Annotated in this window: 19 protein-coding genes and 3 pseudogenes; 8 read left to right on the top strand and 14 right to left on the bottom strand. The window is 63.8% G+C overall.

Annotated elements, in window-relative coordinates:
* The first annotated feature begins 8 nt into the window (after window positions 1-8).
* A complete protein-coding gene (locus tag GWC77_RS11555; protein WP_173257046.1) occupies window positions 9-629 on the top strand; it encodes a trimeric intracellular cation channel family protein in 621 nt (206 codons plus the stop codon).
* A gap of 43 nt (window positions 630-672) precedes the next feature.
* Here GWC77_RS11555 and GWC77_RS11550 read toward each other — a convergent pair whose 3' ends face one another.
* The 4 genes from GWC77_RS11550 to GWC77_RS11535 form a co-directional block, all read right to left on the bottom strand.
* A complete protein-coding gene (locus GWC77_RS11550; protein ID WP_173257045.1) occupies window positions 673-1,791 on the bottom strand; it encodes an ABC transporter ATP-binding protein in 1,119 nt (372 codons plus the stop codon).
* 98 nt (window positions 1,792-1,889) lie between these two features.
* A complete protein-coding gene (locus GWC77_RS11545; protein WP_173257109.1) occupies window positions 1,890-2,735 on the bottom strand; it encodes a carbohydrate ABC transporter permease in 846 nt (281 codons plus the stop codon).
* Between the two features lie 61 nt (window positions 2,736-2,796).
* A complete protein-coding gene (locus GWC77_RS11540) occupies window positions 2,797-3,738 on the bottom strand; it encodes a carbohydrate ABC transporter permease (RefSeq protein ID WP_173257044.1) in 942 nt (313 codons plus the stop codon).
* A 126-nt stretch (window positions 3,739-3,864) separates the two neighbouring features.
* Window positions 3,865-5,115: an ABC transporter substrate-binding protein gene (locus tag GWC77_RS11535; protein ID WP_173257043.1), complete on the bottom strand. Its 1,251-nt coding sequence runs from the start codon at window positions 5,113-5,115 to the stop codon at window positions 3,865-3,867.
* Window positions 5,116-5,742: 627 nt separating this feature from the next.
* On the opposite strand from GWC77_RS11535, the gene zwf reads away from it, so the two are divergent.
* The 4 genes from zwf (at window position 5,743) to GWC77_RS11515 (ending at window position 11,590) form a co-directional block, all read left to right on the top strand.
* The gene (gene zwf, locus GWC77_RS11530) at window positions 5,743-7,203 is read left to right on the top strand and encodes a glucose-6-phosphate dehydrogenase (RefSeq protein WP_173257042.1); all 1,461 of its coding nucleotides are present in this window, start codon (window positions 5,743-5,745) and stop codon (window positions 7,201-7,203) included.
* 94 nt (window positions 7,204-7,297) lie between these two features.
* Window positions 7,298-7,990 carry a 6-phosphogluconolactonase gene (gene pgl, locus GWC77_RS11525; RefSeq protein WP_173257041.1) on the top strand — a complete coding sequence of 231 codons (693 nt, stop codon included), beginning with the start codon at window positions 7,298-7,300 and terminating at the stop codon, window positions 7,988-7,990.
* Complete coding sequence (locus GWC77_RS11520) at window positions 7,968-9,893, top strand: bifunctional transcriptional regulator/glucokinase (RefSeq protein ID WP_173257040.1); 1,926 nt, start codon at window positions 7,968-7,970, stop codon at window positions 9,891-9,893. The genes pgl and GWC77_RS11520 overlap by 23 nt, the downstream gene beginning before the upstream one ends.
* Before the next feature lie 560 nt (window positions 9,894-10,453).
* A complete protein-coding gene (locus GWC77_RS11515) occupies window positions 10,454-11,590 on the top strand; it encodes a porin (RefSeq protein WP_173257039.1) in 1,137 nt (378 codons plus the stop codon).
* A 129-nt stretch (window positions 11,591-11,719) separates the two neighbouring features.
* Here the strand turns inward: GWC77_RS11515 and GWC77_RS11510 are convergent, their stop codons facing one another.
* Window positions 11,720-12,946, bottom strand: coding sequence for a Bcr/CflA family multidrug efflux MFS transporter (locus GWC77_RS11510; protein WP_173257038.1), 1,227 nt, complete (start codon window positions 12,944-12,946; stop codon window positions 11,720-11,722).
* 239 nt (window positions 12,947-13,185) lie between these two features.
* Here GWC77_RS11510 and hemL point away from each other — a divergent pair, with 239 nt between their 5' ends.
* The 3 genes from hemL to GWC77_RS11495 are packed head-to-tail and all read left to right on the top strand — an operon-like array spanning window position 13,186 to window position 16,292.
* Window positions 13,186-14,469 carry a glutamate-1-semialdehyde 2,1-aminomutase gene (hemL, locus tag GWC77_RS11505; RefSeq protein WP_173257037.1) on the top strand — a complete coding sequence of 428 codons (1,284 nt, stop codon included), beginning with the start codon at window positions 13,186-13,188 and terminating at the stop codon, window positions 14,467-14,469.
* A 26-nt stretch (window positions 14,470-14,495) separates the two neighbouring features.
* Window positions 14,496-15,647 carry a bifunctional diaminohydroxyphosphoribosylaminopyrimidine deaminase/5-amino-6-(5-phosphoribosylamino)uracil reductase RibD gene (gene ribD / locus GWC77_RS11500; RefSeq protein WP_173257036.1) on the top strand — a complete coding sequence of 384 codons (1,152 nt, stop codon included), beginning with the start codon at window positions 14,496-14,498 and terminating at the stop codon, window positions 15,645-15,647.
* Between the two features lie 18 nt (window positions 15,648-15,665).
* A complete protein-coding gene (locus tag GWC77_RS11495; protein WP_173257035.1) occupies window positions 15,666-16,292 on the top strand; it encodes a riboflavin synthase in 627 nt (208 codons plus the stop codon).
* Window positions 16,293-16,302: 10 nt separating this feature from the next.
* Here the strand turns inward: GWC77_RS11495 and GWC77_RS11490 are convergent, their stop codons facing one another.
* The 9 genes and pseudogenes from GWC77_RS11490 to GWC77_RS30290 all read right to left on the bottom strand — a co-directional run.
* Window positions 16,303-16,446, bottom strand: coding sequence for a hypothetical protein (locus GWC77_RS11490; RefSeq protein ID WP_173257034.1), 144 nt, complete (start codon window positions 16,444-16,446; stop codon window positions 16,303-16,305).
* A gap of 84 nt (window positions 16,447-16,530) precedes the next feature.
* Window positions 16,531-17,772, bottom strand: a complete 1,242-nt coding sequence (locus GWC77_RS11485) for a DUF2252 family protein (RefSeq protein WP_173257033.1) — start codon at window positions 17,770-17,772, stop codon at window positions 16,531-16,533.
* Window positions 17,773-17,913: 141 nt separating this feature from the next.
* Window positions 17,914-19,032, bottom strand: a complete 1,119-nt coding sequence (locus GWC77_RS11480; protein WP_173257032.1) for an aminotransferase class I/II-fold pyridoxal phosphate-dependent enzyme — start codon at window positions 19,030-19,032, stop codon at window positions 17,914-17,916.
* Between the two features lie 10 nt (window positions 19,033-19,042).
* Window positions 19,043-19,837: an SDR family oxidoreductase gene (locus GWC77_RS11475; RefSeq protein ID WP_173257031.1), complete on the bottom strand. Its 795-nt coding sequence runs from the start codon at window positions 19,835-19,837 to the stop codon at window positions 19,043-19,045.
* Between the two features lie 62 nt (window positions 19,838-19,899).
* Window positions 19,900-21,000 (bottom strand): annotated as a pseudogene (locus GWC77_RS11470) (aminotransferase class V-fold PLP-dependent enzyme); the annotation flags it as partial.
* A 1,248-nt stretch (window positions 21,001-22,248) separates the two neighbouring features.
* A pseudogene (locus GWC77_RS30295) lies at window positions 22,249-22,566 on the bottom strand (FAD-dependent oxidoreductase); the annotation flags it as partial.
* Window positions 22,566-23,636, bottom strand: coding sequence for a tryptophan 2,3-dioxygenase family protein (locus tag GWC77_RS11460; RefSeq protein WP_173257030.1), 1,071 nt, complete (start codon window positions 23,634-23,636; stop codon window positions 22,566-22,568). The gene GWC77_RS11460 and the pseudogene GWC77_RS30295, both read right to left, overlap by 1 nt.
* 66 nt (window positions 23,637-23,702) lie before the next feature.
* Entirely contained in the window at window positions 23,703-24,203 is a 501-nt protein-coding gene (locus GWC77_RS11455) for a VOC family protein (protein WP_173257029.1), read from the bottom strand.
* 322 nt (window positions 24,204-24,525) lie between these two features.
* A pseudogene (locus tag GWC77_RS30290) lies at window positions 24,526-24,891 on the bottom strand (hypothetical protein); the annotation flags it as partial.

The raw sequence follows: 24,891 nt of genomic DNA, 5'->3' as shown, positions 1-24,891 counted from the left end.
ACGCACGCATGCATCCGAGGCTCACCCTCGCCCTGTCGATCATCGAGGGGCTCGCCATTTTCGCGTTTGCGGTCTCGGGGTTCATCGAGGCGCGCAAGCGGCGGCTCGATGCGGTGGGCACGTTTCTCGTCGCCACCGTCACAGCATTCGGCGGCGGCACGGTCCGGGACGTCCTGCTGGGCCGGCGGCCGTTCTATTGGGTCGAGCACCAGACGTACGTCATCGTCATTTTCGCTTTGTCGTTCTTCGCGCCGGTCATGCTGCGCATGGCGTCGCGCGTACTGTCCGAGCGTGCCCTGCTGATCGCCGACGCGGTCGGTCTCGGGCTTTTCAGCGTATCGGGAACGTCGATTGCCCTCGAGTCGGGCATGCCCTGGTTCATCTCGGCGATGATGGGCGTGGTGACGGGTGTGTTCGGCGGGATTCTTCGCGATGTGCTCTGCAACGACGTGCCGCTGATTCTCAGGGACTCGCGGCCCTACGCCACGTGCGCACTGGCGGGCTGCGGCCTCTACCTGCTGCTCGCGAAAGCCGATGTCGACCCCGTCTACAGCGTGCTGGCCGCAACCGCTTTCATCCTCATCGCGCGGCTCGTGACATTCAAACTCGACGTGCGCTTGCCGCATTGAGCGCGGCAAGCGCGGCAAGCGCGGGCGAGCCTATGCCCTGCAATCAGGCAATGCGCGCTTCCGTGGCCGGATCGAACAGCACGGCCTTCGAGACATCGAACAGCAGCGTCATGTTCGAGAGCGGCTGAGGATTCGACGCCGGATGCACCCGGCTCACGATCCGCTTGCCGTTGACCTGTGCGAATACGAGCGTATCGGGACCCGTCGGCTCGATCACGTCGATCTTGACTTCGATCGGCTGCAACCCTTCTCCATGCCCGTTGTGTGCATGACGTGCGTCGGTAATCCGCTCGGGGCGCAGCCCCAGAATCACGTTCTTGCCGATCGAACCCTTCACACGCGCCAGGTCGAATGGCAGATTCAGTACGCTGCGGCTCACACCCGTATCGAGTTCGATACCGGCACCGGCCCCCTGCTCGACGAGCTTACCCTCGATGAAGTTCATCGGCGGCGCGCCGATGAAGCCGGCCACGAAGAGATTCGACGGCGAATCGTAGATGTCCTGCGGTGCGCCGAATTGCTGGACGATACCGTCTTTCATGACCGCGATACGATCGCCGAGCGTCATCGCCTCGATCTGATCGTGCGTCACGTAGACGATCGTCGTCCCCAGGCGCTGATGCAGCAGCTTGATTTCCGAACGCATTTCGATGCGCAGCTTCGCGTCGAGGTTCGAAAGCGGCTCGTCGAACAGGAACATGACCGGGTCTCGCGCGAGGGCGCGGCCCATTGCAACGCGCTGACGCTGACCGCCCGACAACTGACCCGGCTTACGATCGAGCAGATGATCGATCTGCAACATCTGCGAAACGCGTTCGACGATCTGCTCCTGTTCGCGCTTGGGCACCTTGCGGATATTGAGTCCGAACGAGATGTTGTCGCGCACCGTCATCGACGGATAAAGCGCATACGACTGGAAGACCATCGCAATGTCGCGATCCTTCGGCGACAGGTTGTTGACGACTTTGTCGTCGATGCGGATCTCGCCCTTCGTGACGGTCTCGAGTCCGGCGATCATGTTGAGCAGCGTCGATTTGCCACAACCCGAGCCGCCCACGAGAATCAGGAACTGACCGTCCTCGATCTCGATGTCGACGCCCTTCAGGACAGGTACGCCGTTCGGGTAAGTCTTGTATACGTCGCGGATGGAAAGGCTTGCCATGCTGAGAATCCTTTAATCTGCATTGCTGCTTGCGAATAAGCGTTGCGCTTCGTGCGCAGTCCGGCGTGCCGCGCCCTCGGGCGCGAATCCCGACCGCCTCAGCCCTTGACCGCACCCGCGGTCAACCCGCGCACGAAGTAGCGCCCTGCGATCACGTAGACGAGAAGCGTCGGCAAAGCCGCGATGATCGCGCCGGCCATGTCCACGTTGTATTCCTTCACACCGGTCGACGTATTGACGAGGTTGTTCAACGCGACGGTGATCGGCATCGAATCGACGCCGGAGAACACGATCCCGAACAGGAAGTCGTTCCAGATCTGTGTGAACTGCCAGATCACGCACACCATGAAGATCGGCAGCGACAGCGGCAACAGGATGCGCGTGAAAATCATGAAGAACCCCGCACCGTCGATCCGCGCAGCCTTGACGAGTTCGGCCGGCACGCCGACATAGAAGTTGCGGAAGAACATCGTCGTGAAGGCGATCCCGTAGACGACGTGCACGAAGACGAGCCCCGTGATCGTGTTCGAGATACCGATCGAGCCGAGCAGGCGCGCCATCGGCAGCAAGATCGTCTGAAACGGAATGAAGCAGCCGACGAGCAGCATCGTGAAAAGCGCGTCGGCGCCGCGAAAGCGCCAGTGCGTGAGGACGTAACCGTTGAACGCGCCGACGATCGACGAGATCAACACGGCCGGAATGACCATCCGGATCGAGTTCATGAAGAACGGCTGCATCCCGTCGCAGCGTACGCCGGTACAGGCCTGGCTCCATGCCTTCACCCAGGGGGCGAGCGTCCAGTGCATCGGCGGCGTGAGCAGATTACCCGTGCGCAGCTCGTCGATATCCTTGAACGACGTGGACAGCATCACGTAGATCGGGAACAGGAAATAAAGCGCGAACAGAATGAGGGCCGCGTAAATCACGACACGACTCACCGACATTCCGGTACGCGCGGGGCCGCCCCCGACGTCGGCGGGCAGCGGGCGAAGCGGCTGTTTCAATTCAGGCTGCATTGCGGGTGCTCCTCGATTCCATATACATGAGCGGCACGAGCACGGCCACGACCGTTGCGAGCATCATCATCGACGACGCGGCGCCCACACCGAGCTGTCCGCGGTTGAACGAGAACGTGTACATGAAGATGGCCGGCAGCGACGAGGACGTACCGGGGCCCCCTGCGGTCAGCGCGACCACCAGGTCGAATGTCTTGATCGCGATATGGCAAAGAATCAGCAGCACCGAAAAGAAGACCGGACGCATGCTCGGAATGACGATCTTGCGATAAATCGTGGGCAGCGAGGCGCCGTCGACTTGCGCGGCTTTGAATATCTCGGCATCCACGCCGCGCAAACCGGCCAGAAAGAGCGCCATGACGAAGCCGGTCGATTGCCAGACGGCGGCGATGACCACACAGAAGATCGCCTTGTCGGGATCGCCGATCCAGTTGAACGAGAACCCGGCGAACCCCCAGTCGTGCATGACTTTCTCGAGGCCCAGGCCCGGATTGAGAATCCACTGCCAGGCGGTACCGGTCACGATGAACGAGAGCGCCATCGGATAAAGGAAGATCGCGCGCAACGCGCCTTCGTTGCGAATTTTCTGATCGAGCAGGATCGCGAGAAAAAGACCGAGCCCCACGCAAATACCGATGAATGGAATGCCGAACCAGCCAAGATTCTTGGCCGACGTCCACCAGACATCGTTGTTGAAGAGCTCCACGTAGCGGTCGAGGCCCGCGAACGTGTAATTGGGCATCAGCCGCGACTTCGACAGCGACAGATAGCCGGTGACAGCGATGAAACCGTAAATGAAAACGAGGCTGATGACGATACTGGGCGCCAGAACGATCTTCGGGATCCAGCGATCGGCTACCGCCGAAAACGACGATGAACGACGATACGCATGTGCCATCTTGTTGCCTTTATCGCTAAGAGAGGCAGCCACTACTCGACTCCTAATCTTGCCTGCCGGCGCGCGCCCTGCTTTGCGCCGCAGCGCGGCGACCGGCGTAGGTGATGCTGAGAGCGGCGCGCCCGGATTCGGCGCGCCGCGCTTGGGCACTGCCTTCGCTTACTTCGTCTTCGCGGCTTGCACGAGCGCCTTTTGGGCGTCAGCCGGCGATTGCTGCGAGTTCATGAACTTCGTCACGACGTCCGTGATCGCGCCGGCGACGGCGTCGGGCTGCGCCATACCGTGCGCGAGCGACGGTACGTAGCCACCGGCCTTGATCGCCGTTTGCTCGTCCGCATACGACTTCTTCGCGCAATCGTCGAACTTGGCCATCGACACGCCGAGACGCACGGGGATCGAGCCCTTGTACAGGCTGAACTGTTCCTGGAACTCGGGGCTCATGATCGTCTTGGCCATCGCCAGTTGCCCCGGCGTTGCTGCCTTCTGGCCTTTTTGCTGGAAGAAGACGAACGAATCGACGTTGAACGTATAGGCCTTGTCGGTACCGGGCACCGGTGCGCAGATGTAATCCGTGCCCGACTTCTTGCCCGCGTTGGCAAACTCGCCCTTGGCCCAGTCGCCCATGAACTGCATGCCGGCCTTGTTGTTGATGACCATCGCCGTGGCGAGGTTCCAGTCACGGCCCGTGCGGCCCGTGTCGAAGTAGCCCTGGATCTTGCGGACGGTTTCGAAGACCTTCAGCATCTGCGGCGAGCTCAGCGTGGCCGAGTCGAGATCGACGAGCGCCTTCTTATAGAAGGGCGCCCCTTGCGAGAGCACGACGTCTTCCCACAGCGTCAGATCCTGCCAGGGTTGGCCGCCCATCGCGACCGGCTGGATGCCGGCTGCCTTCATCTTGTCGGCCAGCGCGAAGAACTCGTCCCAGTTCGTCGGCACCTTGCCGCCCGCCTTGTCGAGCGCGGCCTTGTTGATGTAGAGCCAGTTCACGCGGTGCACCGAAAACGGTGCGCCGACGTAGTGACCCTTGTACTGCATGATCTTGTCGATTTCCGGCGGCAGGTTCTTCTTCCAGTTCTCGTCCTTCGCGGCTGAATCGATATTGACGAGCACGTCCTGATCGGCCCACTCCTGAATCAGCGGCCCCTTGATCTGCGCGGCGGACGGCGCGTTGCCCGAGATGACCTGCGTCTTGAGCGCCGTCATCGCGGCGGCCCCCGCGCCGCCGGCGACCGCGAAGTCCTTCCAGGTGTAACCCTGCTTCGTCATGTCGTCCTTCAGCACGCCGACGGCCTTCGATTCGCCGCCCGAGGTCCACCAATGCAGCACTTCGAGGGACTCGGCCGCTTGCGCCGAAACAGCGCCCATCAGCCCCGTGGCGGCGAGCGCTGCCATGATCGCGCGAACTTTCATTCTTTATCTCCTCCGGACACCTGAACAAGATACGATTGCTCCCCGTTTCTTAGCGATGGGGAACGGTGGTTGGTCAAACAGAACAACACTGGACAGGCCGGACCTGGCGCCATTCGATACGGCTGAACACACACGCCCGGCCGGAAGACGCTTCAGGAATTGGATGATTCCGAACTCAACGACTTGTCTCCTGTTTTGATTCGACCGGCCCGACACGCATCGCGCGGCCGGACTCGGGGAGGCGGAACGGATTGCCGCTTGACGCTAAGATGCAGCGCGCGGCGCATACCCGAGCGCGCCGACGTGCCAGCGCGCTTCGCAGCCGATTCACGCCCGAAACACCGCGCCGCGCTTGGGCGACGCATGCTTTTTGCATCGAATCGACGTTACCTCTTGATTTGGATTGTAGTTAAACTACAATTCAGTGTCAAAAAAAATTTTATCGCGCTACAACTCGGTCCCAGTGCCGGCTCCGCCGCGCGCGATCGATCCGATGAAGAATGTGCGAGAGGCAAACTGGAGACAGCACCACCTCAGATACGACGCTAGTTCGACCCAAGCCCCAATCCGACGCAACCTGCACCTGGTCCGCGCGCTCAGCAACCTTTGACCTTCGGCTCACGACTCATGCAAATCGACTCAGGCTTTAACTTCGTTCTCTTCGGCGGGACCGGCGACCTGTCGATGCGAAAGATTCTCCCGGCGCTGTACGAAGCCCACCGTGCGGGCATGCTGTCCGACAACGGCAGGATCGTGGCCGTAGCGCGGCACGCGGCGGATCGCGACGGTTACATCGAATGGATCAATTCGAACGTCAAGTCGCACGTCTCCAAGGCGGGCGTCGACGATGCCGTCTGGCGGAGCTTTCTCGAACGCATCGCCTACGTAAAGCTCGATCTCGGCAAGGCCGAGGATTTCGTCGTCCTGCGCGATGCGCTCGACGGGCATCCGGGGATTCGGGTCTTCTATCTGGCAACCGGTCCGTCGCTGTTCGTGCCGATCTGCCGCGCGTTGGCTTCCGTGGGCCTGAACGAGAACGCGCGGATCGTGCTCGAAAAACCGCTCGGCTACGATCTGCGCTCGTCGAACGCGATCAACGACGCGGTCGGCGAAATCTTCACGGAAGAGCAGATCTACCGGATCGATCACTACCTCGGCAAGGAGCCGGTGCAGAACCTGCTCGCGCTGCGTTTCGGCAACGCGCTGTTCGAACCGTTGTGGCGCCGCGAGTGGGTCGAAAGCATTCAGATCACCATTGCCGAGGAGCTCGGGGTCGAAGGCCGCGGCGACTTCTACGACAACACGGGTGCGCTGCGCGACATGGTGCAGAACCATTTGTTGCAGCTTCTCTCGATCGTCGCCATGGAGCCGCCGCATTCGATGGACTCCGATTCGGTCCGCGACGAGAAGCTGCGCGTGTTGCGCGCGCTCAAGCCCATCGATACGCGCGACATTTCCAAGGTCGCCGTGCGCGGGCAATACCATGCCGGCGTCATCAAAGGGGCTTCGGTGCCCGCTTATGCGACCGAACACGGTGTGAAGCCGCACAGCACGACCGAAACCTTCGTCGCATTGAAAGTCGAGATCGAGAACTGGCGCTGGTCCGGCGTGCCGTTCTTCCTGCGCACGGGCAAGCGGCTCGCGGACCGCATCGCGGAGATCGTCGTCAACTTCCGCCCGGTGCCGCACTCGGCGCTCGGCGCGCCGGCGCTGCGCCCGGGCGCCAATCGCCTCGTGATCCGCCTGCAGCCGAACGAATCGATCAGGCTCTACTGCCTGGCCAAGCAGCCCGGCGAAGGCATGAATCTCGCGAGCGTGCACCTGGATCTCGCCTTCGATCAGTTCTTCAAGGAAGGACAGATGGAGGCGTATCAGCGGCTCCTGCTCGATGTCATCAACGGCCGGCTCGCGCTGTTCGTGCGGCGCGACGAGCAGGAAGCCGCCTGGCGCTGGGTGGAACCGATTCTCAACGAATGGGCGGCATCGAACAAGCCGCCGAAGCCCTATGCGTCGGGCACCTGGGGGCCGGCCGCCGCCAGCGCGATGCTCGCGCAGCACGACACCTGCTGGCTCGAGGAAGAAAACTAAGGCAAGGGTTGCATGCCGGGACGGGGCGCTGCGTATCGCGGCGCCCCGTCGAACGAACCCATTGGGGAATACAAAAAGCTGCTCAGGAGGAGAAGTGATCGAGCTTCACGCTTTTGACGATCCGCGCGCCCAGGCCGGCGCGCTGGCGAGAGCGGTCGGCGATGCGCTCAACGCATCGTGCGCCGCATCCGGCGACGCTTCGCGTACGACGCTCGCGGTATCCGGTGGAACGAGCCCGCGTCCGTTTCTGCTCGCATTGGCGAAAGAACCGGTCGACTGGCGGCGCATCGACCTGACGCTCGTCGACGACCGTTGGGTGCCCGAAACCGATGCTGCCAGCAACGCGAGACTCGTGCGCGAAACACTGCTGCGAGACGGTGCGGGCGATGCGCGCTTTTTGCCGCTCGTCGATACGGCCGTCACGCTCGAAGCAAACGTTGCCACCCTCAACGCCGATGCGCAGCGCGCGTTGCCAGGCGTTGCCGTGCTCGGCATGGGCGAAGACGGGCATACCGCGTCGCTCTTTGCCGACGCTCCGGAGTGGGCCCGGATCACGTCCCCCGATGCGCCCCGCTTCGTCGCCGTCCATCCGAAGGCAGCGCCCCACGCGCGCGTGAGCTTGTCGCTCGCCGCACTGAAGCAGATCGGGCGGCTCTATCTGCTGATCTCCGGCACGCCCAAGCTCGACGTGCTCAAGGCAGCCGCATCCACCGCCCAGGAAAACGCCATCTCGAAGCTGGCAAACGACAAGGGAGTCAGACTCGATGTCTACTGGTGTGCAAACTAAGGTAATCGCCATTCCGGGCGCCCGTCAGCACGCCGACGGCCCGAGGCTGCTCGCCGATATCGGCGGCACCAACGCGCGCTTCGCGCTCGAAATCGGCCCCGGCGAGATTGCGCAGATTCGCGTCTATCCCTGCGCCGAGTATCCGAGCGTCGAAGAGGTGCTCAAGCAGTATCTGAAGGACACGAAGGTCGGCCATGTCAACCATGCGGCGATCGCGATCGCGAACCCCGTCGATGGCGATCAGGTCAGCATGACCAACCACAACTGGACGTTCTCGATCGAAGCCACGCGTCGCGCGCTCGGCTTCGATACGCTGCTCGTCGTCAACGACTTCACCGCGCTCGCGATGGCGCTGCCAGGCCTGACCGACGCGCAGCGCGTGCAGATCGGCGGCGGCACGCGCCGCCAGAACAGCGTGATCGGCCTGCTGGGCCCCGGCACGGGCCTTGGCGTGTCGGGCCTCATTCCCGCCGACGACCGCTGGATTGCCCTCGGCAGCGAAGGCGGCCATGCGAGCTTCGCGCCGTCCGACGAGCGCGAGGACATCGTGCTGCACTATGCGCGCAAGAAATGGTCGCACGTGTCGTTCGAACGCGTCGCGGCAGGTCCCGGCATCGAATTGATCTACCGGGCGCTTGCGGCACGCGACAAAAAGCGCGTCGGCGCCACGCTCGATCCCGCGGAGGTCGTCAGCCGCGCGCTCGAAGGCGATCCGCTCGCGGCTGAATCGGTCGACTGCTTTTGCGGCATTCTCGGCACGTTCGCGGGCAATATCGCCGTGACGCTCGGCGCGCTCGGCGGCATCTACATCGGCGGCGGCGTCGTGCTGAAGCTGGGCGAGTTCTTCGCGCGCTCGCGGTTCAGAGAGCGCTTCGAAGCAAAGGGCCGCTTCGAGCCGTATTTGGCCAACGTGCCCACCTACGTCATCACGGCCGAGTATCCGGCGTTCCTGGGCGTGTCGGCCATTCTCGCGGAGCAGCTCTCGAATCGTACCGGCGGCGGCTCCTCGGCTGTGTTCGAGCGCATTCGTCAAATGCGCGATGCGTTGACGCCGGCCGAGCGGCGCGTGGCCGATCTCGCCTTGAATCATCCGCGCTCGATCATCAGCGATCCGATCGTCGACATCGCCCGCAAGGCCGACGTGAGTCAGCCGACGGTCATCCGCTTTTGCCGTTCGCTGGGCTGCCAGGGCCTGTCCGATTTCAAGCTCAAGCTCGCCACGGGGCTGACGGGAACCATTCCGGTCAGCCACAGCCAAGTCCATCTGGGCGATACGGCGACCGACTTCGGCGCGAAAGTGCTCGACAACACGGTCTCGGCGATCCTGCAGTTGCGCGAGCACCTGAACTTCGAGCACGTCGAGCGGGCGATCGACATGCTCAACAGCGCGCGGCGCATCGAGTTCTACGGACTGGGCAATTCGAACATCGTCGCGCAGGACGCGCATTACAAGTTCTTCCGGTTTGGCATTCCGACCATCGCTTACGGCGATCTCTATATGCAGGCCGCCTCCGCTGCCCTGCTCGGCAAAGGCGATGTCATCGTCGCGGTATCGAAGTCGGGCCGGGCGCCCGAGCTGCTGCGTGTGCTCGACGTTGCCATGCAGGCGGGCGCGCAGGTGATCGCCATCACCTCGAGCAACACGCCGCTGGCCAAGCGGGCTACCGTGGCGCTGGAAACGGATCACATCGAGATTCGCGAATCCCAGCTTTCGATGATCTCGCGCATTCTGCATCTCGTGATGATCGACATTCTCGCGGTGGGCGTGGCGATCCGGCGCGCCGTGCCGAGCCCGGAAGTGACCGAGGCCGTCGCCAAGGCTCGCGCGACCCGCAACGACGATGCGGCGGCAGCAGTACTCGACTGGCTCAGCCATGGAGCGGCATCCTCGGCTACCGATTGACGCTCGAGCTTGGCGAAAACCCTCATCGGAGGGGCATCTTCACGCTGCTACACTGCATCGGCCGGGGACTGTTGCGATTCGCCGGCTTTATTCCAAGAGCCCGTTCCGGTCCGCCGGCCCGGGCTTTTTTTTGTCGGCAAGGGGCATCCTCACCGGCCCACCCCCCTTTTTCGGTGCATGGAGCAGGTGCTGCCGCCCCAATGTTGGGCAAGACGGGCGTTTCTTCGTCTGTTTTTCCCCACGCAAGCGCAACAATTCCGACACACGATCTGTGGCGGCGCGGCAACGCTGTCGTGCATATTTAAGCAACCGCTTTCACCGGAACGCACAGCCGGCGCCGCTGTGGAAGAGGCTCTTCGCGAAATACACCGTTTCAAAAACCGCAACGACGGGAAGCAACTAGTGTTTCCACTAATAAGGGGCTGATTTCGACATGCCTAGTATCCGGACGACTACCTGGACCCGCGGCGGGGATCCGGCGTGTTCAAAAGATGCGCTAGTCCGCTGCACTCACCACCCCGGGTGCTCAATTTGCAGTTCAACGTCTCGGAGACCGTTTAATGAAAAAATCGCTTATCGCCCTCGCAGTGACGAGCGCCATGGCAGCACCGGCGTTCGCGCAAAACAGCGTCACGCTTTACGGCATCATCGACCTCGGTATCAGCTACGTTAACAACACTAGCGGTCATTCGCAGTGGCAAGAACAAAGCGGTATCTTGCAAGGCAGCCGCTTTGGCATGAAGGGCGCTGAAGACCTGGGCGGCGGCACCAAGGCCATCTTCCAATTGGAAAACGGCTTCAACGCGGCCAACGGCAAGCTGGCTCAGCATAGCCGCATGTTCGGTCGCCAGGCCTACGTCGGTCTGACGAACGACTCGTTCGGTACCCTGACGCTCGGTCGCCAATATGACCCGGTGGTCGACATGGTTCAGTCGACGACGTTCAACGGCCAGTGGGGCGCGTTCTTCTCGCACCCGGCCGATATCGACAACACCGATAACGGCTTCCGTATCAATAACGCAGTGAAGTATGTCTCGCCGAAGTTCGCAGGCCTGCAAGCCGAAGCGATGTACGCATTCGGCGGCGTGGCAGGTCAGTTCGGCCAGAACAGCACGATCGGCGGCGCACTGAGCTACTCGGCCGGTCCTCTGTATGTCGGCGCGGGCTATTTCTACGCGCGTAACCCGGGCGTCCAGTTCGACGACGGCAACTTCAACGCCAATCAGGCACCGGCCGCCGTCAATCCGACGACGGGCATCTGGGGTCTCGTCGGAATGCCCCGCAACATGCAGGTTGCCAGCCTCGGCGCGACCTACACGATGGGACCGGCGCTCTTCGGCGCCAACTTCTCCGACGTGCGGTTCGACGACGCGAACGGCGTGGGCGGCAACAAAGTGCGGTTCGACAGCGCTGAGCTGTGGGGCCAGTACAGCCTGACGCCGGCCACGACGCTCGGCGCGGGCTATACGTTCACGTTCGGCAAGGTCGATGCAACGGGTCAGAAGCCGAAGTACGGTCAGGTCAACCTCGTCGCCGACTACCGTCTGTCGAAGCGTACCGACGTGTATGCGATGGGCGTCTACCAGCACGCGATGAGCGGCGGTGTGACGGCTGACATCTACGCGGCAGAGTTCTCGGGCGCCAGCACGACGAAGAACCAGGTCGCCGCACGCGTCGGTATCCGTCACAAGTTCTAAACCGACAAGTAACAACCCGCGCGCCGGCAAGGCTTCGGCTTTGCCGGACGACAGCGGGATCGGCAGTACACTCGAAAGGCGCCGCGTTGTCGGCGCCTTTTTTTATCGCGGTCGTCTCGCGTTCGGCCTTCAGCGCGGCATCGCTGTACCGCGCGCCGGCAGGCCGTGCCAGCGGATCACCATCGTGCGCCCTGCGAAACAGAGCGCCCCGGTCCCAGCGATCGTGATGCCCATGCCGGTGGGCGTGCCGTTTTGCAGCACACCGACGACGAAGCTTGCGAGCGCGCCCAGCACGAGCTGCCCGGCACCGAAAACAGCGGCCGCGGCGCCCGCGTTGCGCGGGTAGCGATGCATGAGATCGGTCGTGCAATTCGCGGTCAGCACACCCACGACACCCACCACGAAAAATAGCCCTGCAACGATAGACCAGAGGCCGCCCCACCCCGTCAGGCAAGCCAGCGCGACGAACAACGAGGCCCCGCAACTCACGAACGACGCGCCCGCGACGAGCCGCAGCGAGCCCAACCGGCTGATCAACCGCGCGTTGAGGTAGTTGCCGAGCATGATGCCGACGATATTGAGGCCGAAGAACAACCCGTAGTGTTGCGGCGTCACATGGAAATAATCGATGTAGACGAACGGCGTCGCCGTGATGTACGCGAACATCGACGCGAACGCCATGCCGCCGCATAACAGATGGCCGAGCGCGACGGGATCGACGAGAAGCCGCCCGTAGATGGCGAACGAATGCCAGAGCGCTGCGCCGGCACGCTTGTCGGCCGGCCACGATTCGCGCACGCGCATGAAGGCGAGCGTCGACGCGAGTGCACCGAAGAGCGCCAGCACGGCGAAGATCGCACGCCAGCCGCCGACGAGCAGCAACTGCCCGCCGATGAGCGGCGCCAGCAGCGGGCCTACCCCCGTCACGATCGCGATCATCGAGAGCACGCGTGCCGCGTCGTGCGGCGCATGCACGTCACGCGCGATCGCGCGCGCCATCACGGAGGCCGCGCCGGCCCCCAGCGCCTGGACGAAGCGCATGCCGACGAGCAGATCGATCGATCCCGCACTCGCGCAGGCAATACTCGCGACGAGAAAAAGGGCAAGCCCGCCGAGCAGAATCGGACGCCGGCCGAAGCGGTCGGACAGCGGGCCGTAGACCAGCATGCCGATCGCGAAGCCGAGCATGAAGCTCGTCAGCGTGCTCTGGGCGGCCGAGTCGGCGACCCCGAACGCGCGTGCGATGGAAGGCAGGCTCGGCAGATACATGTCGACCGCGATCGGGCCACACGCCGCGAGCGCGCCCAGGAGCACGATGAGGCGTAGATCAGGCTGGCGTTTGTCGGTTTCGGTCATCGAATGGAATGCCTGATAAAGACGGCGGGCGCTATGCGGGGGCTGCAAGCGGCGAGTCAGGCAACCGAGCGCGAACGCACGGCGCCTAAAGCGCAGATTCTACGAGAAAGCGATCGGCAAACGCCCGGGCGACGCCGCTCCGGTACAATTCCACGCATCGTAGGGCCGTTTTTTGCCGCGGCGCCCGATTGAACGGGTGTCGCCCCGGCCCGATCCTTCATTGCAGCTGCCCTCACTCCATGCCTAGCAATCAAGCTCTGTTCGAACGCGCGCAGCGCGTCATTCCCGGCGGCGTGAACTCGCCTGTGCGGGCCTTCCGCTCGGTTGGCGGTACGCCGCGCTTCATTGCACGTGCCAACGGGCCCTACTTCTGGGACGCCGAGGGGACCCGTTACATCGACTACATCGGTTCCTGGGGACCGATGATCCTGGGCCACGTCCATCCCGAAGTGCTCGAAGCCGTTCAGCGTGTGCTGGCCGACGGCTTCTCGTTCGGCGCGCCGACCGAAGCCGAGATCGAGATCGCCGAGGAAATCCGCAAGCTCGTCCCGTCGATGGAGCAGTTGCGATTCGTCTCGAGCGGCACCGAAGCGACGATGAGTGCGCTGCGCTTGGCACGCGGATTCACGGATCGCAGCCGCATCGTCAAATTCGAAGGTTGCTATCACGGGCACGCGGACAGCTTGCTCGTCAAGGCCGGCTCGGGGCTGCTCACGTTCGGCAACCCGACTTCGGCCGGCGTGCCGCCCGATATCGCCAAACATACGACGGTGCTCGAATACAACAACAGCGAGGCGCTCGAAGCGGCGTTCGCCGCATTCGGCCGCGAAATCGCGGCCGTGATCGTCGAGCCCGTGGCCGGCAACATGAACCTCGTGCGCGGCAACCCGGCCTTCTTGCAGACGCTGCGGCGCCTTTGCACGGAATACGGTGCCGTGCTGATCTTCGACGAGGTGATGTGCGGCTTTCGTGTCGCACTGGGGGGCGCACAAGCGCTTTATGGCATCGAGCCGGATCTCACCTGCCTCGGCAAGGTCATCGGCGGCGGCATGCCCGCGGCAGCGTTCGGCGGCCGGCGCGACATCATGGCGCACCTCGCTCCCGAAGGAGCGGTCTATCAGGCCGGCACGCTATCGGGCAATCCTATCGCGGTCGCGGCGGGCATGAAGACGCTGCAACTGATCCAGGCGCCCGGGTTTTACGAACAGCTCTCGGCGAAGACTGCGCGCCTGGCCAACGGGCTGTCGGCGGCGGCGCGTGCGGCCGGCGTAGCCTTCAGCGCCGATGCGCTCGGCGGCATGTTCGGCATTTACTTCACCGCGCAGGTGCCGGCCAGCTTCGCCGATGTCTCGCGCAGCGACATTGCCGCCTTCAACGCGTTCTTTCATCGCATGCTCGACGCTGGCGTCCATTTCGCGCCATCCGCGTACGAAGCAGGGTTCGTATCGAGTGCGCACGACGACGCCGTCATCGATGCCACGCTCGATGCCGCACGCGGTGCGTTTGCCGCGCTTGCGGCGTAACGCCGCGCGCCGACGAGCACCCGACGATGTTTTCCGACGCGGACTTCGCCCACATGCAGCGCGCACTCGCGCTCGCTGCGCGGGGGCTTTACACGACGACGCCCAACCCGCGCGTCGGCTGCGTGCTCGTCAAGCACGGGCTCGCCATCGGCGAAGGCTTCACGCAGCCTGCCGGCCAGGACCACGCCGAAGTGCAGGCGCTGAAGGACGCGCGCCGGCGCGGCAACGATCCGCATGGCGCGACGGCCTATGTGACGCTGGAACCTTGCAGCCACTTCGGGCGCACGCCGCCGTGCGCCCATGCGCTGATCGAGGCGCGCGTGGCGCGGGTGATCGCGGCGATGGAAGACCCGAACCCGCAGGTCTCGGGCCGCGGTCTCACGATGCTGCGCGACGCCGGGATCGACGTTCGTTGCGGGTTGCTGGCCCATGAAGCGCAGGAGCTGAACATCGGCTTCGTTTCGCGCATGACGCGCAAACGGCCGTGGGTGCGCATGAAAATCGCAGCCTCGCTCGATGGCCGAACGGCGCTGCCATCCGGTGAGAGTCAGTGGATCACCGGGCCGAGTGCCCGCGCCGACGGACATGCCTGGCGCGCACGCGCCTGCGCGATCCTGACCGGCGTCGGCACCGTGCGCGAAGACAATCCGCACTTGACGGTGCGCGCGATCGAGACGCCGCGCCAGCCGCTGCGCGTGCTCATCGACAGCCGGCTCGACGCGCCGCTCGATGCGCATATCTTCGAAGGTGCGCCGCCGCTCGTTTTCTGCGCGGGCCTCGACGGGGACAATGCGGCACGAGCGGAGGCACTCGCGGAGCGGGGCGTGGAAGTCGTCGCGCTGGAGAATGCACACGGCAAGGTGGATCTGGCGGGCGTGCTCAAGGAACTCGGCCGACGCGGCATCAACGAGTTGCACGTCGAGGCCGGGCATAAGCTCAACGGGTCGCTGCTGCGCGAAGGATGTGTCGACGAGTTGCTCGTCTATCTTGCACCGAGCCTGCTCGGCGCCGATTCGTCGGGCATGTTTGCGCTTGCCGCTCCCGCGACGCTCGATGCGCGGACGCGGCTCGTGTTCCGCAGCGTCGAGCGGGTCGGCGACGATCTGCGCGTGCTGGCGCGCATTGCACCGGCCGAGCCGGTTTCGCCGGCGCCTGCTCCGACGCCCTCTTCATTCTGATTACGAGGCACAGACACGATGTTCACGGGAATCGTCGCGGCAGTGGGCCGCATCGAGACAGTAGCGCCGCTCGGCACTGAGGCAAACGCCGGGGTGCGTTTGACGGTGCGCGCGGGCGCGCTCGATCTGACGGACGTCGCCATCGGCGACAGCATTGCGATCCAGGGTGCCTGCATGACGGTCATCGCCAAGACGGGCGAAACGTTCGACGTCGACGTGTCGCGCGAAAGCCTCAATTGCACTGTGGGGCTGGGGGAGCCCGGCGAGGTCAACCTTGAAAAAGCCCTCACGGCGCATGAGCGGCTGGGCGGGCATATCGTCTCGGGACATGTCGATGGGCTCGGCACCGTCACGCGCTTCGCGCCCGTGGGCGAGTCGCACGAGTTACGCGTGCTGGCGCCGCGCGAGATCGGCCGCTATCTTGCGTATAAGGGTTCTGTGACCGTCAACGGCGTGAGTCTGACGGTCAATAGCATTGTCGATCGGGACGACGGTTGCGAGTTTTCGATCAACCTCATTCCGCATACCGTCGAAGTCACGACGCTCAGGCATCTGTCTGCAGGTAGCCGGGTCAATCTCGAGGTTGATTTGATCGCGCGGTATGTGGAGCGGATGCTGTCCGCAGCGTCGCCGCTGAGACGCTAATGTCTGCCGGCTACTCGACTAGCCGCTGCCGGAACCACTCCGCCAGCGCAGCCTCGTCGAGCGAACCTATGAGCAACGCCATTTTCGTTTCGGCTTCAACAATTGGACCATCAGCGCGCGTCTTGCCGACGAACTCGGCGACGTTCTCGGACATCGCATGAAGGTTGTGTATGAGCATGTCTAAAGACCGCCAATGAATCACGAGCCCCGGCTTTCATCTGTTCGCGCGCGCCGCTAGCTACTCGTCCCTCAACGGCCGTTCCAACGCATAACGCCGGCAATGTTCGAGGTATTGCGCTTCATGCATCACGAGCAACTCGACGATGCTGCTCCAGAGCCACGAATGCGCCTCCGAAGACTTCGGTCGCCTGGTGTGCAATGCGGCGAGCCACGCTTTGCGAGTCGCTGCAGCCATCTGTCCCGCATGCGCGCGACCGACGACAAGCGCCAGAAAATACGCCGCTTTCACCGCGTCGCGCTCAGACAGATGCTCAGCCTCGACCTTCAAATCCTGAGGCATCAGTTCGCGGACCACTGCCGAGCAACCATCGAGCTGTACAGCAATCATGCGCTCGCCCAGCAACGGCGAGACATGGCGTGCGCCCTCCACCACACGTTTCGCATTGTCGCGAGGCATGCGATGCCCGTGCGCAACCGGCGCCGTAGGCGCGGCCGCTTCCTTGATGTCGATGAGGCGCGGTGGGCCGTCCGTGCAGCTCGCCCCATCGGTGCCCAATAACACCGCATATCGGCGCCGCCCTAGCGAGCTGCATCCTTTCACCCAATAAGCGGCATCGAGCACGCGGATCGCCGACGCGTCTCGCTCCGTCTCGCCCAGCACCGTACGAATCAGCGCCGGGCCACCGGCTTCGAACAGCGCGTGCACCGCCTGATTCTCATCGTCCGACATTGCCCAGAACCGCTTGCCAAGCGGGATGTGGGGCTCGATATGCCGGATATTCTGGCGTGCGAGCTTACGCTGCGAACGGTGCAGCGCTTCCTTCATCGCGATCCTGACCACTTTCGGTCGTTGCGACCGGCTCGCGTCGTCAGCGCGGCGGTCGTCGAATGCTTGTTCATACCCGTCGAGCAGCGCACCCGCGATGCGGCTCAGGATCACACCCGGCAAGTCCGAACGGCGTGCCGCGGTGGCCAGCGATAGTCCCAGCCGAAGCAGGTCGTGCACCGGATTTCCGATCACGCTTTGATCGAGATCCCGGATCTGAACCGCAACCTCTCCGTCGGCGTTGGCCACCGGGCCCAGGTTGCCCAGGTGACAATCGCCGCAAATCCACACGTCCGGCCCCGCCGGTAATCTGCCGGCCGCCTGTGTCTTCACCCATTCGTAAAAGTGAGCGGCGGTGCCCCGCTCATAGGCATGAGGCGAGCGCGCCATTTTCTGCCGACGCAACTCGGCCAGCACGCACTGCCTGGCGTCAGACGGAGGATATTGCGCGGATTTGGCCGATTTCTTCGACACGGTGCCTCCACGGACAGGAGTGGTCCGCACCTATCGCAGTTAGCTCAAAGCGTGCCCGGACAGCGCGACATGCGATTTCGTCGAATGCACCCTATCGCTCCGATTCGATACTGCCCGCCTGCCCATCGAGAGCTATCCGGCTCAACTCCCAAGCAAACGCGCCATTCGCGTAAGCCCGAGTTCAAGCTCCTCGTCGGACACGCCGCCCGCCCCGAGCCGCAGATGCTGCGGGCACGCATACGCGTCGCCCGACATCACGAACGTGTTGTACGGCGGCATCAGCAGCTTATGCGCAAACGCTCCCGCCGATATCGGCAGATCCAGGTATGCGAGTCCGAGCAGCCCCGCCGCCGGCCGGCGCCAGCGCAATGCCGGCTGATCGGCGACGAACCGGTCGAGCCGTTCGATCCGTGCATATCCGACCGCTCGCGAGCGCTCGACGGCGACGGCGAATCGATCCGGACGCAATGCGATCTCGGAGATACGCTCGCCCATCACGTTCATGATCTCGCTCGTGTTCTCGCGCAATACCATCGCGTCGGCAATCACCTTTCGATCGCGCGTAATCATCCAGCCGGTGCGCAGGCCTTGCAAGCCCAGCAGTTTCGACACGCTGCCGGTGCTGATACCACGCTCGTACATCGTCGCGACGCGCGGCGTTTGCGGCCCTTCCCATTCGAGACCGCGATAAACCTCGTCCGAGATGACGTACGCGCCGACACGCTCGGCAATGCCAACGATCCTGCGCAGCGTCGCTTCGTCCTCCACACGCCCCGTCGGATTGTTCGGGTTGCAGATGAAAACAACCTTGGTTTTCGGCGTGACGAGCGCTTCGAGCCGATCGACGTCGAGCGCCCAGCCGCGCGCCTCGAGGCGCGGCGCATACTTCACGACGGCACCGATTTGCTCGGCCAGGACGATCGGCTGCTGCCAGCCAGGCGCATCGATCACGAGTTCATCGCCGGGGCGAAGCAACTGAGTCAACGCGAGATAGTTCGCCTCCTGCGCACCCGCCGTGATCAGCACATCGTCGATATCGCACGCGGGACGGTACCCGTAACGGTCGAGAACCTGGGCGCGTAGGCCGCGCGCTCCCTGATAGTCTTCGCTCGACCAATCGAGAGGCATGCTGCCGTCGAGCTCTTCGATGAACTCCTTCAACGAGGGAGAGGGGGAAAGCGAGAACGTCACACAGGCTTCGGGTTTCGCGCGATGCGCGACGAGCCATTGCTCCCAGAAGCTATTGGATGGAACGGGCATGGAGGGCTCCTTAGCTCAAGACGGTCGGGCACACGCCCAAACCCAGCGACGCATCGATGACCGCACCGCGCAAAATGCGCGCTTCGTCGCGACACAGATAAAAACAAAGATCGGCGATCTCGCGAGCCTCGATCAGTCGCCCGCCTGGCAGCGAGGATTCGAGCGCCTGCCGCTGCTCGGCCGTCAGCCCGCGCAGCGTACTGGCTTGGAACATCGGCGTATCCGTTGCGCCGGGGCAGACGGTGAATACATCGATGCCGGTATACGCGAGCGATGCCGCGAGTTGCCGCCCGAGAAAGGCGACGGCCGCCTTGCTCATTCCATCCGCCGCGCGAAAACGTGGAAAATGCGTGATGCCGCCATCGACCGAACTCACGAAGACGATCTTGCCGCGACCGTGGTGGCGCATCGCGGGCAATAGATCGTCGGTCAGCCAAAGCGGCCCGAGCGCATTCACGCGAAAGAACGCTTCGTCCTGAGCTTTCGGGTGCGACGCAACCCGCTCCACCGTCTTCGTGCCGACGCCGGCATTGTGGATGAGGACATCGACAGGTTCGGCGAGGCGCTCGACCAGCTCCGCGTGGCTCGCACGGTTTCCGACATCGAGCGGCAAAGCGTCGACGCGGCGATCGCGAAACCGCTCGATCAGATCGAGTGCCCGGCGCCGGCTGTCGTCGTCCGGGCGATGCGTGAAGGTGACGTGATCCCCACCCTCGGCGAAGACCCGAATCAGCTCGATGCCGATGCCGCCGTTTCCGCCGGTCAACAACACACGCCGGGTTGCTTCGTGATTCCCATTCAACATTCAGTACTCCTAAGGTGATCGTCGGACACCGCGTCGCCGTCTCGCACGTCGGCGGCGAGTTCGCGAAGCACGGTGCCCAGTCGACGAAAATCGTCGCTCGAGTTGTAGATCTGCGCGCAGATACGCAGCGCAAGCCGCCGGCCGTCCGGCCAGGACGCAACGGATACGTCGATGCCATGCCTGTCGTACAGGCGGCGCTGCAGCGATGCGGCTGCGTCGGTGCGCGCCGCGGCGAACGAGTCCGGCAGTTCGAACGCGATCATGCTGCCGACCATCGAATCGGGTGCGAGCCGTGCGAGCGGCACTGTTTGCACCAACGCATGCGCGGCATCGATCGCAAGCTCACGATTGCGCGCGTAAAGCGCCGGCAATCCACCGGGCAGTTGACTCCGCAAAAAGCGAATCGCGTCGGGAATGCACAACAGCGGCGTGGGGTCCGCGGTGCCCAGCCAGTCGAACTCGAGATGCAGCCGCGGACGATCGGCGCTCGATACGCCGTAGCCGCGACTGATCACGGGCGGATGCAAACCGTCGGCGCGATCCCGCCGCACATGCAGAAAGCCCGCACCGCGCGGAGCGCAAAGCCATTTGTGGCAATTGCCGGCGTAGTACGCGGCGCCGATCGCGTCGACGTCGAGCGGCAACATTCCCGGCGCGTGCGCGCCGTCGACCAGCGTATCGACACCGCGGGCCGCCAGTCGGTCGACGAGCGCCGCAATAGGAAAGACGATCGCCGTCGGACTGGTCACGTGATCCAGAACCGCGAGCCGCGTGCGCGCCGTCACGCGATCGAGCACGGCGTCGACGACCGCATCGGGGTGGGCCACGGGCGTCTCTATCCGAGCGACGACGATTCGGGCGCCCGTTTCGCGCGCCACGAAATCGAGCAGATTCCGGCACGACAGGTACGCGTGGTCGGTTGTCAGGATTTCATCGCCCGCGGCGAACGAGCGCGATCGCAGCACGGCACTGAGCGCCGTCGTCACGTTCGGTAGCAGCGCCAGATCTCCCGGGCATGCGCCGATGAGTTCCGCCAGTGCCTGACGCGCATCGTCGAGTCGAGCCGGGAGCTCGCGTAGAACGAAGGCAGCCGGCTGGCGTTCGATTCGCGCGCGCCACTCGGTCTGCCGATCGAGTACTTCGATAGGACAGGCGCCGAGCATGCCGTGGTTGAGACACAGGATGCGATCGTCGAGCAGAAAGCGCTCACGCGCGGCTGCGACATCGAAGGCCGGCTCGCTGCGAGCTTCGTGCGATCGGGAGGCGTCGATACCAGCGTGCGTTCCCGGCTGCGACACATGTGCGCGTCGCGCATCGATGACCCGCAGCAGGTCCTGCCTCGTCGGCCCCGGCGGCGGCGACGGAGGATGCGCCGCCAGCGTCCGGCGCACGCGCTCGATGAGCGCGCCACGCGTAAAAATCGCATCGGGCTCCTCGAGCATGCCCGTGCGGCGGGCCAACGCGTGCCACACCTCCATGTCATGCCGCGCCGCGGTCGCGATGTGGTGGAGCGTAATCGATTCGTCGCCCATCGACGGATGAGCCTCGCCGCGCCAAAACGCAAGGCGCGTACGATCCTGGGCGACACTGTCGTCGAACCAGGGCCGCAGCAGCGTTTGTGCGAGCGCGTCGGATGCGAGAGCGAGTCGATAGCCGTCGCCCACACCGAGCGCATCGACCCTGTCCGCGATCGCAAACGCGTAGCGCGCGGCAAGCGACATGCCGCGTGTATAGACCGGGTTCGTCACGCAAATCGAATCCCCGACGGGGATCAGCCCGAGCGCGAGCGGCCGGCCATCGACAACGAAGCGTCGGAAGCGATTCTCGCAGACGGGCCAGCGAAGGACGTCGGAGACCGGTTCTCCCTCGATATCGAGCCATTCGGAAAGGCCGGCATGCAAACGGGCCGCCGCAGTGAACGTCTGCGCATCCGATAGCGGCGACAGCATGAGGTCGCCGTGCGGAACGATCATCGTCACCGACACATAGCCGTGATCGGCGGGGCACGCGATACAGCCGCTCGATGCCGCATAGGCGCCGGCGGAAAGACCCGCGGTCAACTGCACGGCCGGCCGTTGGCGCGACCGATACCAGCGCGTGAGATAGGACAAGCCGCAGGTTTCCGAGCTCTCCACCGGTGCGGATGCGCCGAGCGCTTGCAGCCACTTTCCCAATGGCGATGCACGTCCCAGCGCGTCGATCGTGAGATCGGCCCGCACGTCGCCCTCCGACGTGCGTACACCTTCGACGACCGGTAACGGTCCGGGCGCCGCCAGCAGTCCAGTGACGACCACCCGATCGTGCAGCGTCACGTTCGGTTCGGCGCATACGATGCGGCGGACGACTTCCTCCACGAGCGAGCGCCGGCACGATAGGCCGAACAACGTCTCATCGTCGACGCGTGGCACGGCTTGCTTGCCCGGTTGCAGCGTGCCGCCAAACGGCGTCTCGATCGCACCCGCATCGAGCAACGCCTGCCACACGTCGGGCGCGCGCGACCGCAGTACCTGGCGCCCAAGTGCCGCGAGCGCATGAGTATGACGCGCCTGCGGTACACCTTTGCGCCAGCTCGCGTCGAACGGGGTTTCACCGCTCGATGCATGATCGACGCGCGGCGTCATATCGTCGCGATCGAGCAATTGAACGTCGGCGCCTTTGCGCGCGAGCGCGAGCGCGGCCATCAAGCCCGCCATGCTTGCCCCGACGACGACCACGCGAATGCGCGTCATCATCGATCCTCCAACGCCGGATCGAGCGTCGGGACCGCGGCCTTGCGCAACAACAACGAACGCGCGGCCCAAAGATCCGAGAACACGCGATAGCGCAGCGCCGTTTCGTCCAAATAGTCGACGCCGCTCGAGCCGCCGGTACCGACGCGGCGTCCGATGATCCGCTCGACCATCCGCGCATGCCGCTGCCGCCAGATCACGAAGGCCTGCTCGAAATCGAGCACGGCTTCGATGAGCTCGCGCGGCCATCCGAGTTCGGGTCGTTCGCGGTAGCTTTCGATGTAGAGCAACGCGGCGCGTACCGCACGACGTTTGACGCGCGTCGCGCTATCGGCTTCGGGGTCGTCCTGCGCGCGCAGGTAAGCCTCGACGTTCGATTCGTCGGCCCGCCGTCGGACGGCAAGGCGCTCGATATCGTCGGGCGGAAGACCGCACTCGACGAGCATTTGCGCGCGGCCTCGGTTCTCGTCGCGAATGGCGCGCACATAGTCGCCGATGAAGCCGTCGACCGTCCCGACGATCGGCAGACGGGACAGCCATTCATAGAGGCAATGCTTGAAACTCGGGCCTTGCGCGATACGCTCTTCGACGCGTCGGGCCGCCCATGAGGGCGTGCCGTCCGCCGACTTCAGCGCGTCCTTGAAGCATCGGTTGCCAAGCGAAATGCGTTCGTGCTCCTCGAGCCCCAGCAGGATCTCGACTTCGCGCATCTGCGCCGATTGAAAGCCGCTCGCTGGCGTAAGCGCGTCGCGGAAATCGAGAAAATCCCGTGTAGTCATCGTCTCGATTACCCGGAAATGCTGATTCGCCTGCTCGAAAATGACGATGGCCCGGCGCAAGGAGCGTACGACCGGCGCGACGCGATGATCGTGCGGCATCTCCTCGCTTAGCGCATTGCGCGCGAACGTCAATTCGCGCAGGATGAGCTTGAACCAAAGCTCGTAAATCTGATGGACGACGATGAAAAGCAGTTCATCGTTACCGACTCCCGATTCCTCCTCACCGCGGCCGGTTTGAAGCGCCAACAACTCCTCGACTTTGAGGTAGTTCCAGTAATTCGTTTCCTTCATGCGCGACCTCGATCTGCGTTTTTGCAACGGAATGCGCGGTCGACGAATGCGACCGTAGGGACCCGCTCAGACCGCGGTCTTCTTGAATTCGGCCCACTTGGCCAAGTCGTCGTATGCGGTTGCCGCAAAGCGTTCCCAGATCGCGGTCGCGGGTACCTTGGGCTTGACGATCAATTCGATCCGATGTCCGCTCGGATCGTTGCAATACCAGGAGCTCGCGAGCTCGCCGTGCACGACGGGTCCTTCGACTGCCACGCCGCGCTCGCGCAGCCGTGCACAGATGGCCTCGGCGCGCATTTCATCCTCTACCTCGAGCGCGAGATGTTGTGCCCAATCGTTTTCGACCGGCAGTACCGGTTCCTTGCTGCCGTGAATCTCGAAAAAGCAGATATAGCTGCCGTCTTCCATTTCGAAGAAGACATTGTTGTTAATGGCCTTGAGGCCGGTCGACGGGATGTGATTGATCATCGTCGCCGCAAATTTCATCCCGATTCCGTCGACATAAAAGTCGACGGTTTCAGCGGCGTCCTTGCATCGATAGGCAGCATGATGAAGCTTCTTCGGCATGGACATTCCTTTTTAAGGATACGAGGCAAATCGCCGTGGGGCGAGGAAGGAAAACGTTTGCGACTTGCGGCAACCGTTAGCGTTGCGCAAGAGCAATCATTCGGAGTCAGCTAGTGAAGTGCTGCAGGAGGATTGTCGAAAAGTCGCGACGGTACGGGCGGGATGGCGGACGAAAACCAGAGGACAACAGCGAAAAGTAGAAAGAATGCAACGCGGCGACTGCATCGGTACGCGCGCAACCTTCAGCGAGCAGCAACGCCGTTACGCCTGCCTTCCGATGCAGGGGGTGATGAAGCCGCCCCTGCATCAGTCAACTTACATCTCAACGACGTGCCTTCGCGAGTGTCACCGTCTCGAAGAGTTCGTACTCCCCGGTCGGGACGCGGTCCGCGCCGGGCGCGTGATAGTAGTTCATCGTGATGGTGGTCTTGCCGCCACGCTCGCCCGGATCGACATCGAACACCGCAATGCCGTAGCCCGTGTCGGTATCGCGCTTCGCGGACCACACTGCGTCTTCCACCGCGTCGGCCGGCGCACGTACGAAGGTGCCTGCGCTCGCACCCTGCCGCGCGTCAAACAAGATGAGAGCAGCGCGTCAATCAGGATGAGAGTACTGGCGTGGCGGCAGCGGTGAAGGGCGTAGCCCGGAACCGCTGCCGCCACGCCGCGCCGAGCAGTCCCCCGTCAT

Source organism: Paraburkholderia sp. NMBU_R16 (assembly GCF_013282575.1).
GTDB lineage: Bacteria > Pseudomonadota > Gammaproteobacteria > Burkholderiales > Burkholderiaceae > Trinickia.
Note: the sequence above shows the minus strand (reverse complement) of the source record. Positions and strands in the feature narration are given on the sequence as shown.

What these genes read in the sequence shown, in the direction of transcription:
- GWC77_RS11495 (WP_173257035.1), top strand. Translation starts at nt 15,666, where the DNA reads ATGTTCACGGGAATCGTCGCGGCAGTGGGCCGCATCGAGACAGTAGCG.
- GWC77_RS11460 (WP_173257030.1), bottom strand. Translation starts at nt 23,636, where the DNA reads ATGAAGGAAACGAATTACTGGAACTACCTCAAAGTCGAGGAGTTGTTG.
- GWC77_RS11555 (WP_173257046.1), top strand. Translation starts at nt 9, where the DNA reads ATGCATCCGAGGCTCACCCTCGCCCTGTCGATCATCGAGGGGCTCGCC.
- GWC77_RS11475 (WP_173257031.1), bottom strand. Translation starts at nt 19,837, where the DNA reads ATGTTGAATGGGAATCACGAAGCAACCCGGCGTGTGTTGTTGACCGGC.
- GWC77_RS11535 (WP_173257043.1), bottom strand. Translation starts at nt 5,115, where the DNA reads ATGAAAGTTCGCGCGATCATGGCAGCGCTCGCCGCCACGGGGCTGATG.
- GWC77_RS11545 (WP_173257109.1), bottom strand. Translation starts at nt 2,735, where the DNA reads ATGTCGGTGAGTCGTGTCGTGATTTACGCGGCCCTCATTCTGTTCGCG.
- hemL (WP_173257037.1), top strand. Translation starts at nt 13,186, where the DNA reads ATGCCTAGCAATCAAGCTCTGTTCGAACGCGCGCAGCGCGTCATTCCC.
- GWC77_RS11550 (WP_173257045.1), bottom strand. Translation starts at nt 1,791, where the DNA reads ATGGCAAGCCTTTCCATCCGCGACGTATACAAGACTTACCCGAACGGC.
- GWC77_RS11455 (WP_173257029.1), bottom strand. Translation starts at nt 24,203, where the DNA reads ATGCCGAAGAAGCTTCATCATGCTGCCTATCGATGCAAGGACGCCGCT.
- GWC77_RS11490 (WP_173257034.1), bottom strand. Translation starts at nt 16,446, where the DNA reads ATGTCCGAGAACGTCGCCGAGTTCGTCGGCAAGACGCGCGCTGATGGT.
- ribD (WP_173257036.1), top strand. Translation starts at nt 14,496, where the DNA reads ATGTTTTCCGACGCGGACTTCGCCCACATGCAGCGCGCACTCGCGCTC.
- GWC77_RS11480 (WP_173257032.1), bottom strand. Translation starts at nt 19,032, where the DNA reads ATGCCCGTTCCATCCAATAGCTTCTGGGAGCAATGGCTCGTCGCGCAT.
- zwf (WP_173257042.1), top strand. Translation starts at nt 5,743, where the DNA reads ATGCAAATCGACTCAGGCTTTAACTTCGTTCTCTTCGGCGGGACCGGC.
- GWC77_RS11510 (WP_173257038.1), bottom strand. Translation starts at nt 12,946, where the DNA reads ATGACCGAAACCGACAAACGCCAGCCTGATCTACGCCTCATCGTGCTC.
- GWC77_RS11515 (WP_173257039.1), top strand. Translation starts at nt 10,454, where the DNA reads ATGAAAAAATCGCTTATCGCCCTCGCAGTGACGAGCGCCATGGCAGCA.
- GWC77_RS11520 (WP_173257040.1), top strand. Translation starts at nt 7,968, where the DNA reads ATGTCTACTGGTGTGCAAACTAAGGTAATCGCCATTCCGGGCGCCCGT.